General features: G+C 71.5%; 1 protein-coding gene. It reads right to left on the reverse strand.

Features of this window, described 5'->3' with window-relative positions; all coding sequences use genetic code 11:
- Positions 1–53 precede the first annotated feature (53 nt).
- Positions 54–15,977: a type I polyketide synthase gene (locus JOF56_RS47065; RefSeq protein WP_209646000.1), complete on the reverse strand. Its 15,924-nt coding sequence runs from the start codon at positions 15,975–15,977 to the stop codon at positions 54–56.
- Positions 15,978–15,993: the final 16 nt, after the last annotated feature.

A 15,993-nucleotide genomic window follows, 5' to 3' on the forward strand; every position in this document is an offset into this window, starting at 1 on the left:
CTTGAGGTAGCCCAGGACCTTGTCGTCGTCTGCCATGTCCGTTCCCATGTCCCTCAGATGCCGAGTTCGTTGTCGATGAAGTCGAAGACCTCGTCCCGCGAGGCGCCGTCCAGGCGCGCGGCGGTCCCGTCACCACCCCATCGGGCCGCGAGTGCGGTCAGCCGGGCCGCGACTCCCGATGGCGCGTCCATACCGGCCATGACCGCCGCGAGCCGACTCTCCAGCCGGTCGATCTCGGCGAGCACGTCGGTGTCGTCCGCGCCGAGCTCCGCGGCCAGGTGGTCGGCCAGCTCCCTGGGTGTCGGGTAGTCGAAGACTGCTGTGGCCGGCAGCCGCAGTCCCGTCGCGCCGGTGAGCCGGGTCCGGAACTCGACCGCGGCGAGCGAGTCGAAGCCCAGGTCCCGGAACGGCTTGCCCGGCTCGACCGCGCCGGGTCCGGAGTAGCCGAGGACCGCGGCCGCGTGGGTGCGGACGAGCTCGGCCAGCACCTGGCGCCGCTCGCCGTCGGGCAGCCCGACCAGCCGTTGGTCCACCGGCTGCGCCGGTTCTTCCTCTTGCCGCGCACCGGGGATCTCGTCGAGCAGGTGACTCGGCCGCAGCGCCGTGAACGACTTGCCGAACCGCGACCAGTCGACGTCGGCGATGGCCAGGAAGGTCTCGTCGTGTGCTAGCACCTCGGCGAGCGCGGCGAGGGCGGTGTCCGGTGCGAGCGGGCGGACGCCGCGCCTGCGCAGATGTTCCTCGGCGCCGTCGCGGGCGGCCATGCCGTCACCGGCCCAGGAGCCCCAGGCGATCGACGTCGCGGCCAGGCCCCGTGCCCGGCGGCGCTGGGCCAGTGCGTCGAGGTGGGCGTTGGCGGCGGCGTAGGCACCCTGGCCCGCGCCGCCCCAGACACCCGCGTTGGAGGACAGCAGCACGAACGCGTCCACGTCGGGGAACAACGCGTCCAGTGTGTCCGCGCCACCCGCCTTACCCGAGAGGATGGCGGTGACCTCGTCCGGCGTGGTGTCCACGATCGGTGTGGTCTGTGCGATTCCCGCCGCGTGCACCACAGTTCGGACGTCGATCCCCGCCGCGTTCAGGTCGGCCACGAGCGCGGTCACGGCGTCCCGGTCGGCGACATCGCACGCGGCGACGGTCACCTTGGCACCGAGATCGTTCAGCTCGGCCTCGATGGCGGCCGCTTCCGGGGCCGCCGAGCCGCGCCTGCTGGTCAGCACCAGGTGCTCGGCACCCCGTTCGGCCAGCCACCGCGCGATGTGTGCGCCGAGCGCGCCGGTCCCGCCGATCACCAGCGCCGCGCCTCGCGTGGACCACCGCGATTCCGCCGCCGGCAGACGAGTCCGGGTCAGCCGCCGCGCGAGGACACCGGACGGACGGATCGCCAGCTGGTCCTCGGCGTCGTTGGCGAGCAGTGCGCAAAGCAGGTCGCCGACACGCTCGTCGACATCACCGGGCAGGTCGATCAAGCCGCCCCACTGGTCCGGGTGCTCCAGCGCGGCGACCCGGCCGTAGCCCCACACCTGTGCCTGTTCGGGGTCCGGAACGTCGCCTGCGGACGCCGTGACCGCGCCCTGGGTGACGCACCACAGCCGGGTTCCGGCAGTCACCCGCACCAGCGCGTCGGTGGCCGCGAGGGACGGCTTGCCCGACAGCGCGAGCAGGGACAGCACACCGCGTGCCTCCGGAAGGGTGGCCTGTACCCGTTCCGCCGTGGCCACAGGATCGGCCTCGGCGATCCGGACCACCGTGATCCCGTTGCGTGCCAACGCATCCAGGCATGCGGAGACCGCGGGCGGATCGATCGGCACGTCATCGGTGACCACCAGCCACCGGCCTGCCGGGACACCGTCCGGCCTGACCACCGGGCGCCATTCCACCCGGTAGTACAGGTCGCGCATGGCGGCCATCGTGCGACCGTGCCGGCGCCAGTCCGCCAGCATCGGCAGCACGGCCAGCACCGAGGCCCGGTCCTCCTCCCCGGTGGCGCCCAGTGTCTCGGCCAGAGTGCCGGGGTCTGCGCTGTCGACGGCCGCCCAGAACGGGTCGTCCGCCACGGCAGTGTCCACAGTGTCCTCCTGTGTGTTGTCCTCGGGATCGGTCAGCCAGTAGCGCTCCCGCTGGAACGCGTACGTGGGCAGATCGACCCGGTTGTCCTGCCACGGCACCGGCCACTCGATCACCTCGCCACGAACGTGCAGGTGCGCCAGCGCCCGGAGGAAGGTCACGGCCTCGTCCTCGCCGGACCGTGAGGTGGCCACCGCAGCCGGCTCGACCTGGGTGACGGCCTGGGCAAGGTGGTCGGCGGCGAGGGTCGTCAAGGTCATGTCGGGACCGATCTCCACGATGTCGGTGACCCCGTGGTCGGTCAGCCAGGTGAGGCCGTCGGCGAACCGCACGGTGTCGCGGACGTGCCGGATCCAGTAGTCGGTGCTGCCGACGATCTCGGCGTGGATCACGCCACCGGTGAGGGTGGAGACGATCGGGATCCGCGGGGCGTGCCAGGTCACCTGATCCAGCACCGCCGCGAACCCGGCCAGCATGGGCTCGATCAGCGGGGAGTGGAACGCGTGCGAAACCTTCAGCGCCTTCGTCCGCCGCCCGGCCTCCCTCGCCAGGCCAGTGATCCGCTGCACGGCGTCCGCGTCGCCGGACACCACGACCGAGGCCGGTCCGTTGACGGCGGCGATCGATACCCGCCCTGGTGTGCCGGCGATCCAGTCGGTCGCCTCCGCCTGCGTGGCCTGGATCGACGCCATCGCCCCACCGGGAGGCAGGTCCCCCATCAGGCGGCCCCGCGCGGCGACCACTGTCGCGGCGTCGGCGAGGGACAACACACCGGACACGTGGGCGGCGGCCAGTTCTCCCACCGAATGCCCGATCAGGAAACCGGGCTGAGGTCCGCAGGAGGTGAGCAGGCGGAACATCGCCACCTCGAAGGCGAACAGGCCGGCCTGCGTGAACGCCGTGCTGTGCAGGAGATCCGCGTCCGCCGAGCCGGGAGCAGAGAGCATGACGTCCCGCAGCGGCCGGTCCAGCTTGCCGTCGAAGGCAGCGCATGCTTCGGCGAAAGCATCCCGGAACACCGGGTGGCGCATCAGGTCGCTGCCCATCCCCGAGCGCTGGCTTCCCTGACCGGAGAACGACATCGCCAGTGAGCGGCCCGCTGTGACGGCGCCGGAGATGACGTTGTCGGCCTGTTCACCCGCGGCAAGAACGTCAAGCCCATTCAGGAAACCGTCTCTGTCGTCCGAGATCACGACGGCCCGGCGCTCAAGCGCGGCGCGCGACGACGCCAACGACCAGCCGATGCCGGTCAGCTCCGCATCGCCGCCGGCTACCGGCCGCATGCGCACGGCCTGGCCGCGCAACCCGGACTCGGAACGGGCGGACAGCATCCACGGCAGAGGCCCGGCCACCGATGCTATGTCTACAGTGGACTCCACGGCTGGAGCCTGCTCAAGGATGACATGAGCGTTGGTGCCACTGATCCCGAACGACGACACCGCCGCCCGGCGCGCCCGGCCGGTCTCCGGCCACGGCACGCTGTCCGTCGCCAGTTCGACCGCGCCCGCAGTCCAGTCCACGTGCGGAGTCGGTTCGTCCACATTTAACGTCTGCGGCACAACACCATGCCGCATCGCCATGACCATCTTGATCACACCGGCAGCGCCCGCCGCCGCTTGCGTGTGCCCGAAGTTCGACTTCACGGACCCCAGCAAGAGCGAGGTCGAACGATCCTGGCCGTAAGTAGCGAGCAACGCCTGCGCCTCGATCGGGTCACCGAGAGTCGTGCCGGTGCCGTGCGCCTCGACGACATCCACCTCGGCCGCCGACACCCCGGCGTCGTTCAACGCCTGCCGGATCACCCGTTGCTGCGACGGGCCATTTGGCGCCGTCAAGCCATTCGACGCACCATCCTGGTTCAGCGCGCTGCCCCGCACGACCGCCAGCACCTGATGTCCGTTGCGGATGGCATCGGACATCCGCTCGACCAGCAACAGGCCGACGCCCTCGCCCCACGTCGTACCGTCCGCCGCTGCGGCGAACGGCTTGCAGCGGCCGTCTCCGGCCATGCCGCCCTGCTTGTCGAACTCGTCGAACACAGCAGGCGTCGACATCACGGTGACACCGCCCGCCAACGCGAGCGAGCACTCGCCCTTGCGCAGCGCCTGCGCCGCCATGTGAAGCGCCACCAACGAGGACGAACACGCAGTGTCCACAGTGACCGCAGGGCCCTCGAACCCCATGGCATAGGCCACACGGCCGGTGGCGATGCTCGCGGTGTTGCCGTTGCTGAGGAAGCCGGCCACCTCGTCGGGCACGGCACGCAGCCTGCTCGCGTAGTCGTGGTGCATCAGGCCGGCGAACACGCCGACGCGGCTGCCCCTGGCGGTGGTCGGGTCGATGCCCGCGTGCTCGAACGCCTCCCAGCTGGTCTCCAGCAGCAACCGCTGCTGCGGGTCCATCGCCAGCGCCTCACGCGGCGAGATCCCGAAGAACCCGGCGTCGAACTCGGCCGCGTCGTGCAGGAACCCACCGGTACGCACGTAGGTGCCGCCTGGCTCGTCCCAGCCGCGGTCGGCGGGGAACGGGGTGATCGCGTCCTGCCCGGCCAGCACCAACCGCCACAGGTCCGCCGGCGAGTGCACCCCGCCAGGGAAGCGACAGCTCATGCCGATGATCGCGACCGGCTCGTCCACAGGGGCCGTTCGGACCGGGGCGACAGGCGTCTCGTCCTCATCGACCAGCTCCGAACGCAGCCGCTCGACCAACGCCAGCGGGGTGGGGTGGTCGAACACGAGCGTCGCGGGCAGCCGTACCCCCGTCGCCGTGGTCAGATGGTCGCGCAGTTCCAAGGCGGTCAGCGAGTCGAAGCCGAGATCGGTGAACGCCCGGTCGACGTCGACGGGCGACGAGTGCCCCAGCACCGCGCCCACGTGCCGCCGGACGAGGTCGAGCAACTCCTTGTCCCGCTCGGGCGCCGCCATCGCACGCAGCCGATCCCGCAAGTCCGGCATCGACCTCCGGGCCGCCGGGCGGGACGTGGCGCGGACCACGTCCCGCAGGACCGCGGGCACGGTGGCAGCCACCGCGGCGACTCGCAGCGGCACCAGCACCGGTTCGTCGACCGCCATCGCGGTGTCGAGCAGCGCGACTCCGTCCGCAGCGGACAGCGCCGACAGCCCACTACGGGCCAGACGGGCCAGGTCCTGGTCGGTCATGCCGGCGGAAATGGCGCCGCGCGGTTCCCACATGCCCCAGGCCAGCGACCGTGCGGGCAACCCAAGGCCTGCGCGGTGACGCGCGAGTCCGTCGAGGAACGAGTTCGCCGCCGCGTAGCTCGCCTGGCCCGCGGCGCCGAGCACGCCAGCGGCGGAGGAGAACAGCACGAAGACCGTCAGGTCGAGCACGGCGGTCAGCTCGTGCAGGTGCCAGGCGGCGTCGACCTTGGGACGCAGGACGGTGTCGACCCTCTCATCTGTCAGGACGGACACGACGCCGTCGTCGACAACGCCTGCGGCGTGCACGATCCCGCGCAGGGGACGGTCCTCGGGCATGCTGTTCAGCAGGCCTGCCAGGCTGTCCCGGTCGGCGACATCGCACGCCGCGACGGTGACCGCGCATCCGGACGCCGCGAGGTCGGCGACCAGTTCGGTCACGCCAGAGGCCGCCTCGCCCTGCCTGCTCACCAGCAGCAGGTGCTGTACACCGTGGCGTTCGGCCAAGTGCCGGGCAACCACCGCACCGAGTGCACCCGTGCCGCCGGTGATCAGCACCGTGCCATCCGGATCCCACGGCGTGGCAAGGGATTCAGGTGTGGTCACGCGCGTCAGCCGGGGCACGCGCAGGACATCGCCGCTGACCGCCAGCTCTGGTTCGTCCCGCGCCACGGCCGCACTCACCAGGTTGCCCAGCACCGACAGTTCGTGCTCGGTGTCCACGTCGATGAGCGTGATCCGGTCCGGGTACTCCGCCCGTGCCGCACGCACCAGGCCCTGTACAGCAGCGCCTGCCGGGTCGGTGCCCGCGTCGACGGTGACCACAGCCAGCCTGCCTGCGCTGTAACGGGTGTCGGCAGTCCACGACCGCAGCACGTCCAGCGCCCAGTGCGTGGCTGCTCGGGCCGCTTCGGGGCCGACACCATCGAACCGTGGGCACCTGGCGATAGACACGTCCGGCACTGGACCGTCTGCGGGCTCGTCCGGCCGGTACTCGGCGCACGTCACCGCCTGCGCATCGGCCGGAACGACGAAGTCCGTCCAGGCCACCGAGAACAGGGCGCCGCGCTGGTCGGCTCGCAGGTGGTCGGGGTCAGCGGGCCGCAGCGCCACGCTGTCGGCGGTGATGACCGGGGAGCCGTGCTCGTCGGTCGCGGTGAGGCTGACGGCGGCGGGGCCTGCGGGAGCCAGGCGTACGCGCAACGTGGTGGCTCCGACCGAGTGCAGCCGCACCCCGGCCCACGAGAAGGGCAGGCCGTTACGGACGTCGCTGCCGAGCAGCATGCCCACGCCCTGCAACGCCGCGTCGAGCACAGCCGGGTGCAGGCCGAACCGGTCGTGATCCCCGGCTTGGTCGCGGAGCACGACCTCGGCGAAAAGCTCGGTGTCCCGGCGCCACGCCGCTGACAGGCCCTGGAACACGGGCCCATAGGTCGTTCCGGTGGCCGCGAGCTGGTCGTAGAAGCTGTCGACGTCCACCGGGGTCGCACCGGGCGGCGGCCACTGCACGAATTCGGCGGGCGGCGGCGGGGTGGCTCCGGTGAGCACGCCCGACGCCTGGCTTGTCCACTGTGGCGCGTCTGGGTGTCGCGTGTGGACAGACACAGGACGGCGGCCATCCTCGTCTTCGGCGCCGACGACGACCTGGACCAAGACCGGCTCGTCCGCGGACAGGACCAGGGGCGTGTGCATCGTCAGCTCTTCGACGACGGAACAGCCCACCGCCTCGCCCGCCAGGAGCACGAACTCCACCATGGCCGCACCGGGCAGGACGACCGTGCCGAGGATGATGTGGTCGGCTAGCCAGGGCTGCTCGACGATGGCGATCTTGCCGCTGAACATCGTGCCGCCGCCGTCGGCCAGGGCGACGCTCGCCCCAAGCAGCGGGTGCCCGGTCGCGGCGAGCCCGACCGCGGACACGGCCGCGTCGGTGCTGGCCAGGACCGACCGGGTGGGCCAGTAGCGCTCACGCTGGAAGGCGTAGGTGGGCAGGTCGACCCTCGGAGCGGGACGCAACGTCGGCCAGGTGACCGCCGAACCACGGACGTACAGGTGCGCGAGAGCACGCGTGACGGTGGTGATCTCGTCGTCGCCGGGACGCGTGGTGGCCACCGCGTCGAGCCGGTCGGCGGCGAGTGTGGTGAGGGTGGCGTCCGGGCCGATCTCGACGATGTCGGTGACGCCGTGCCCGGTCAGCCACGTAAGCCCGTCGGCGAACCGGACGGTGTCCCTGGCGTGCCGGATCCAGTAGTCCGCGCCGACGTCCTCGACCGGCTGCCCGGTCACCGTCGACACGATCGGGATACGCGGGGCGTGCCAGGTCACGTCGGCCAGGACTTCGGCGAACCGGTCCAGCATCGGTTCGACGAGCGGCGAGTGGAAGGCGTGGGCGACGGACAGGAACTTGTTCCGGTGGCCTGCCTCCGCGGCGAGGTCCAGTACCCGCTGCACGGCGTCGCGTGCGCCGGAGACCACGACGGACGTCGGCGAGTTGATCGCGGCGATCGCGACATTCTCGGGGTCGCGGGCCACCCACTCGGCGGTCTCGTCCGGACCCGCCTGGATCGCGGCCATCACGCCGCCCTCGGGCAGTTCCCGCATCAGCCGGCCCCGGGCGGCGACGACGCGGACCGCGTCGGCCAGCGACAGCACGCCGGCCACATGGGCCGCCGCGAACTCACCGACCGAGTGGCCGATCAGGTAGTCGGGCACGATCCCGCTGCCGACCATCAGCCGGAACAACGCCACCTCGAAGGCGAACAGGCCCGCCTGGGTGAGCAGCGTGTCCGCGGGCACGTCGTCACCGAGCACGGCTTCGCGCACCGCCGCCCCGGTCCGGGCGAACTCGGCGCACACCTCGTCGAAGGCGTCCCGGTACGCGGGCAGCGCCATGAGGGCACGACCCATACCGGCCCGCTGACTGCCCTGGCCGGCGAACGAGAACGCGATGCGGCGGTTCTCCGACACGACACCGGTCAGTACTTCGGAGCCGGCTGAGCCTGACGCGAGTGTGGCCAGCCCGCCGCGGAAGCCTGCGCGGTCCGACGCGAGCACCACCGCCCGGTGTGCCAGCGCGGCCCTGGCCGATGCCAGCTCCCACGCGGCACCGGACACCGGAACGTCCGACGCGGCGAACTCGCTGAGCCGCTCTGCCTGTGCACGCAATGCGGCCGGGTTCCGTGCCGACAACACCCAGGGCAGCACCCCGTGCTCCGGATCCCCGTCGGGAGCGGTGTCCGTTGAGCCTTCGGGTGCCTGTTCGAGGATCACGTGGGCGTTGGTGCCGCTGATGCCGAACGACGACACGGCGGCCCGGCGGGTCGTGGAATCCGGCCACGGCACGGAAGCGGTGACCAGGTCGACCGCCCCGGCCGTCCAGTCGACCTGTGTGGTCGGCCGGTCGACGTGCAGGGTGGCGGGCACGACGCCGTGCCGCATCGCGAGCACCATCTTGAACAGCCCGGCGATGCCTGCCGCCGACTGGGTGTGGCCGAGGTTGGACTTCACCGAGCCGAGCAGCACTGGGCGGTCCCGGTCCTGGCCGTACGTCGCCAGGATGGCCTGCGCCTCGATCGGGTCGCCCAGCGCCGTACCGGTGCCGTGCGCCTCCACCACGTCCACGTCGGCAGCCGCCAGACCGGCGTCGCTCAGTGCGGTGCGGATCACCCGCTGCTGGGCGGGACCATTCGGCGCGATCAACCCGTTCGACGCGCCGTCCTGGTTCACCGAGGAGCCCCGGACCAGCGCCAGCACCCGGTGCCCGTTGCGCACGGCGTCGGACAGCCGTTCCACCAGCACTAGGCCGACGCCTTCGGCGAAGCCGGTTCCGTTCGCGCTGTCCGAGAACGCCTTGCAGCGGCCGTCCTCCGCCAAGCCGTGCTGACGGCTGAACGAGACGAACAATCCTGGGTCAGGCATGACAGTGACGCCGCCCGCGATGGCCAGCGTGCTCTCCCCTGAACGCAGCGACTGCGCCGCCAAGTGCAGGGCGACGAGCGACGAAGAGCAGGCCGTGTCAATGGTGACGGCGGGGCCTTCCAGCCCGAACGTGTATGCGAGCCTGCCGGACGCGATGCTGCTGGCGTTGCCGGTCAGCAGGTGCCCGTCGAGGCCGTCGCCGGAGGCGAACCTGGTGACGCCGTAGCCGGACGGTGCGCCGCCGACGAACACGCCGGTCGCGGTGCCGCGCAAGGTTCCCGGGTCGATGCCCGCGCTCTCGAACGCCTCCCAGGCGGTCTCGAGCAACAGCCGCTGCTGCGGGTCCATCGCCAGCGCCTCACGCGGCGAGATGCCGAAGAAGTCGGCGTCGAAGTCGGTTGCACCGGTCAGGAAGCCGCCGACGCGCGTGTGCGACGTGCCTTCCTTGTCCTTGTCCGGGTCGAACAACGCCGCCAGGTCCCAGCCGCGGTCGGTGGGGAACCCGGACATCGCGTCCCGCTCGTCGAGCAGCAACCGCCACAGGTCGGCCGGGGAGTCGACGCCGCCGGGGAAACGGCAGCTCATCGCCACGATCGCGATGGCGTCATCCGCCGGGGCCCCTGCCCGGACCGAGGTCTGGACTGGTGCGGGCGCCGGGCGTTCCGCCGAATCGGGTGCGAGCAGGCCGCGCAGGTGCCAGGCCAGCACGGCGGGTGACGGGTGGTCGAACACCAGGGTCGCGGGCAACCGCAGGCCGGTGGTAGCGCCCAGCCGGTTGCGCAGTTCGACGGAGGTCAGGGAGTCGAAACCCAGGTCCTTGAACGGCCGGTCGGCGGTGACGTCCTCGACGGCGTGCCCCAGCAGGATCGCGGCCTCGGCGCGGATCATCTCGATCAGCACGCGGTCACCTTCCGCGACGGGCAACGCGGCGAGGCGGGTGGCCAGCTCACCGGACTCGACTGCGACACGCGCGCGCCGGACCGGGGTACGCACCGAACCCCGCAACAACGGTGACGGGTTCGAGGCACGTGCCTGTGCCATGTCCAGGTGAGCCGGGACAAGGCTGACGAGCGGGGTCCGCACGGCGGTGTCGAACAGGGCGAGGGCGTGATCGGTGTCGAGCGGGCGAATACCGCTGCGCGCCATACGGTCCACATCGGACTGTCCGAGACCGCCCGTCAGCGCACTGCGCTCACCCCACAAGCCCCATGCCAGCGAGTGACCGGCCAGGCCTTGGCCACGACGGACATGCGCGAGGGCGTCGAGGAACGCGTTCGCCGCCACGTAGTTGCCCTGCCCGGCAGCACCGAACACCGCCGCGGCGGACGAGAACACCGCGAACAGCCCCAGATCGCGATTCCTCGTCAGCTCGTGCAGGTGCCACGCCGCGTCCACCTTGGGCCGGAACACCGTGTCAAGGCGCTCGGCCGACAGTTCGGATACCACACCGTCGTCCAGCACACCCGCCGCGTGCACCACACCGGTGAGGTCCGGGATCTCGGCCAGGAGGTCCTTGAGCGCGGCACGATCGGCGACATCGCAGGAGACGACGCGGACGGCGGCGCCCAACTCGTCGGCAAGCTCGGCAGCACTAGGCGCAGCAACGCCCAGACGGCTGGCCAGTACCAGGCGCCGTACACCGCGGGACCGCACCAGGTGCCGGGCGACCGCGGAACCAACAGCACCGGTCCCGCCGGTCACCAGTACCGTTCCGTCCACAATGGACAACGGCGCGGTCAGCACGACCTTGCCCGTGTGCTTGGCCTGGCTCATGTACCGGAACGCTTCCGGCGCCTGCCGGACGTCCCACGCCGTCACCGGCAGCGGGCTGAGCACACCCGCTTCGAACAACGGCAGCAGCTCGACCATCATCTGCTGGATCCGGTCCGGACCGGCATCATTGAGGTCGATCGCCTGGTACCACACGCCCGGTCGCCGCGCGGCGACCTCGTCGGCGTCGCGGATGTCCGTCTTGCCCAGTTCCACGAACCTGCCACCGGAACCGAGCAGGTCCAGTGACACATCGACGAACTCACCGGTCAGGCAGTTCAGCACCACGTCCACGCCGGCGAACCGCGCGCCGAACTCGAGTGTCCGCGATGAGGCGATCCGCTCGTCCGGCACACCAAGGCCCCGCACGGCAGACCACTTGGGCTCGCTGGCGGTGGCGTACACCTCGGCACCGAGATGCCGGGCCAGTTGCACCGCGGCCATCCCCACACCGCCCGCGGCGGCGTGCACCAACAGCGACTGTCCCGCTTGAACCTCTGCCACATCGACAAGCGCGTAGTACGCGGTCAGGAACACCGCGGGCACCGTGGCCGCGTCCGCGAACGACCAGTCCGCGGGAATCCTGGCCAGCTTCCGGCGATCGGCCACGGCCACGGGCCCCGCGTAGGACCTGGCCAGCATTCCCATCACCCGGTCACCGACGGCCAGGTCCACGACCTCCGGCCCGACCTCCAGCACCACACCGGCGCCTTCGCACCCGAACTCGGCCCCGCTGCTCGGCACCACACCGAGAGCGACGAGCACGTCCCGGAAGTTCACCCCGGTCGCCCGCACTCCGACCCGAACCTCGCCAGATTCCAACGGCACCTCGACCGCGGGACACGGCACTAACCGCAGATCCTCCAGCGAGCCACCGGTGTCCAGGTCGAGCGACCACGCGCCGGTCTCCGGCACGGCGGGCCAACTCGGGGTGATCCGGCCCAGCCGGGGCACCGACGCCACACCGGCCCGCACCGCCACTTCCGGTTCGCCGAACGCCAGCGCGGCGGCGGCGACCTTGGCGGTGTCCTGGCTGGGAACACCGTCGACGTCGATCTGCATGATCCGGTCCGGGTGCTCGGTGACGGCCGAGCGCACCAGACCACGCACCGCAGCCGCGTCGAGGTCGACCACGTCGCCGACGGCCACCGCCGCGCCCATCCTGGTCAGCACGACCAGTCGCGTGTCGACGAGTTCGTCGGCGGCCAGCCAGGCACGCAGCACGTCGAGGACTGCAGCGGTCGTCGCACGGGTCGCGGCGGGCATTTCGCCCGTGCCCGGCTCGACCCGCAGGAAAACCATCTTCGGTGGTGGCGAGCCCGCGCTGATCGCCTTCCGCAGCTCCGCGACGTCCGCCTCGGTGGCCACGAACGCGGTCGCGGCCGGCTCCTCGGCGTGGACGGGGAACCGGCGCCAGGTCACCTCGAACAGCGAGTCCGGCGCAGCCTCGGCACCCGGCTCGAACAGTCGCGAGTGGACGGTGTCGATGCCGAGGATCGGCCGGCCGGTGGCGTCCGTCATCGTCACGGTCAACGCATCGTTGCCGGCCGGGGCGATCCGCACCCTCGCGGCCGTCGCACCGGTGGCGTGGTGACCGACACCGCTGAAGGAGAACGGCAGCATCTGCGCGGGCTCCGGGTCGTCCATCGCGACCAGCAGCCGGGCCTGGAGCGCGGAGTCCAGCAGCACCGGGTGCACGCCGAACCGCTCGGCGTCGGCACTCACCACATCAGGCAGCTCGACCTCGGCGAACACCTCATCGCCCCGACGCCACACCGCGCGCACACCGCGGAACGCCGGGCCGTAGTAGTACCCCGCGTCGGAAAGCAGGTCGTACATTCCGGTCACGTCAAGGGGTGACGCGTCCGAGGGCGGCCATTCACCGTCCAAACCGGACGGCGGGATGGCGACGGCCGGGGCGGCGACGGCGGATGCGTGGCAGACCCAGTCCTGTTCGGCGTCCACCGATGGGGGCGCCGAGAACACCCGTATCTGCCGGGCACCGTGCTCGTCCGGCGCGTCGACCCGCAACTGCAGGTCGAGCGCCGAGTCCGACGGCAGGAACAGCGGTGTCTGCAGCACGACCTCATCCAGCCGGTCGCATCCGGCATGCTCGCCCGCCCGCCGCGCCAACTCGACGAGCGCGGCGCCCGGCAGCAGCGCGCGGCCCGTGATCGCGTGGTCGGCGAGCCAGGCGTGGGTCCGGCTGGAGAGCCTGCCGGTGAACACGAATCCGTCGCGGTCGGCCAGCGCGACGCCCGCGGTCAGCAGAGGGTGGCCGAGCACCGACAAACCGGCCGCGCCGACGTCTCCCGCCGCGCCGTCGCCGTGCAGCCAGTACCGCTTGCGGTCGAACACGGCGGTCGGAAGATCCACAGTAGACACACCGGTGCCGAACACCGCGGTCCAGTCAGGCGTCACACCCCGGACCCACAGTTCGGCCAGCGAGGTCAGCAGGCGCCGTGGGCCACCGTCGTCGCGACGCAGCGTGCCCGCGACCGTGCAGGCGGGCGCCGTCGCGGGCGCGTGACGGTCGATGATTCGCTCGACCGCCGCGGTCAGCACCGGTTGCGGACTGACTTCGAGGAAGGTGGTGTGGCCAGTGTCGAGCAGGGCCTGTGTGGCCTCCTCGAACCGGACGACCTCGCTCAGGTTGCGCAGCCAGTGGTCGGCGTCCAAGCCGGTACCGTCGATCGGGCCGCCGGTGACGGTCGAGTAGATCGGGACCTCGCCGGCGCCCGGAGTCACCGATGCCAGGAGTTCGCCCAGCCGGGGGCCGATCGGGTCGATCATGGGGGTGTGCGATGGGTAGTCCGCGTCGAGGAACCAGGTCCAGATCCCAGCGCGCTTGGCATCGGCGACAAGCCGGTCAAGCGCGGCCTCGGTACCGCCGACGACGGTCGAGTCAGGGCCGTTGCGCGCCGCGATCCACACGTCCTCGCCGAGCAGCTCGCTGACCCGGTCCGCGTCCGCGACGACGGTGACCATGCCACCGATCCCCGTCAGCTCTTCGGCGATCACCTTGCTGCGCAACGCCACCACGCGCGCCCCGTCGGCGATGCTGAGCGCACCGGCGACACAGGCAGCCGCGACCTCGCCCTGGGAGTGGCCGACGACCGCCGCAGGCGTGACCCCGAGCGCACGCCACACCCGCGCCAAGGACACCATGACCGCCCAGAGCGCGGGCTGCAGCACGTCGACGTGCTCCAGCGCGTCCGCGTCCCGCAGCACCTCCACCAGGTCCCAGTCGACATGCGGCGCCAACGCGCCCGCGCACTCCGCGATCGACTCGGCGAACACCGGCGAGGAAAGCAGTTCGGCCGCCATCCCGGCCCACTGCGCGCCATGACCGGGGAACACGAACACCACGCCACCCGGCTCGGTCGAGACGGCACCCGTCACCACACCAGCCGCCGGGCGGGCCGTGGCGACCGCGTCGAGCCCAGCCGGCAACTCGTCCTGGTCCCCGGCCACGACCATCGCGCGGTGTTCCAGCCCCGCCCTGGTTGAGACCGACGACCAGCCGGCGCCCACGACGTCCACTGTGGACTGACCGGTGGTGAACTCGTGCAGCCGGGCGGCTTGGCGGTGCAGTCCCTTCTCGGACCGACTGGAGACCACGCACGGGAAGACGGCAGCGCCGAGCACTGGCGGCCGCGTATCATCCACAATGGACTCGTCGGCGACCGGCGGTTGTTCGAGGATCACGTGGGCGTTGGTGCCGCTGACACCGAACGAGGACACCGCCGCACGGCGGGGCTGTCCGGTCTCGGGCCAGCCGACGTTCTGGGTCACCAGCTCGACCGCGCCGGACGTCCAGTCCACGTGCGGGGTCGGCTCGTCCACGTGCAGCGTCGCGGGCACGATGCCGTGCCGCATCGCCAGCACCATCTTGATCACTCCGGCGATCCCCGCCGCGGCCTGGGTGTGCCCGAGGTTGGACTTCAGCGAGCCGAGCAGCACCGGCCGGTCCACCGGGCGGCCCTGGCCGTAGGTGGCCAGCAGCGCGTCGGCCTCGATCGGGTCGCCCAGCTTCGTGCCGGTGCCGTGCGCCTCGACGACGTCGACTTGGCCCGCCGCGAGGTCGGCATCGTCGAGCGCCGCCCGGATCACCCGCTGCTGCGCGGGACCGTTCGGCGCCGTCAGCCCGTTGGACGCGCCATCCTGGTTCACCGCGGAACCTCGGACCACGGCCAGCACCTTGTGCCCGTTGCGCACCGCGTCGGACAACCGCTCCACCAACAGCAGACCGACGCCCTCGGCCATTCCGGCACCGTCGGCGGACGCGGCGAACGCCTTGCACCGGCCGTCCCGCGACAGCCCCTGCTGTCTGCTGAGCTCGGCGAACACCTCAGGCGTCGCCATCACCATCACGCCGCCCGCGATGGCCAGCGACGACTCGCCCGCGCGCAGCGACCGCGCGGCGAGATGCAGCGCCACCAGCGACGACGAGCACGCGGTGTCCACCGTGACAGCTGGTCCTTCAAGTCCCAGTGTGTAGGCGATACGGCCCGAGACCACGCTGCCCGCCCGACCGGTGACCAGGTAGCCCTCGACGTCTTCCGGCACGGAGACGAGGTCACCCGCGTAGCCGTGGAAGCTGGAGCCGACGAACACCCCAGTCCGGCTGCCCCGAACCGACTCCGGGTCGATACCCGCCCGTTCGAACAGCTCCCACGAGGTCTCCAGCAGCAACCGCTGCTGCGGGTCCATCGCCAACGCCTCACGGGGCGACACCCCGAAGAACCCCGCGTCGAACTCAGCCGCGTCGAGCAGGAACCCACCCTTGTCCACATAGGACGTACCAGATCCGCCGCCCGCGGCGAACAGCGAGTCGAGATCCCAGCCCCGGTCCTTCGGGAACTCGCCGACGGCGTCCACCCCGCCGGCCACGACGTCCCACAGCTCGTCCGGCGACGACACCCCTCCAGGAAAACGACAGCTCATCCCCACGATCGCCACCGGCTCCACGTCCGCGGACTCCGCGACGCGCAGCCGGTCCCGGGTCTCCCGCAGCTCAGCGGTCACCCGCTTGAGGTACTCGAAGAGCTTTTCGTCGTTCGCCATCAATCCATCCAGGGTG

This window comes from Kibdelosporangium banguiense, from assembly GCF_017876405.1.
GTDB classification, from domain to species: Bacteria; Actinomycetota; Actinomycetes; order Mycobacteriales; family Pseudonocardiaceae; genus Kibdelosporangium; species Kibdelosporangium banguiense.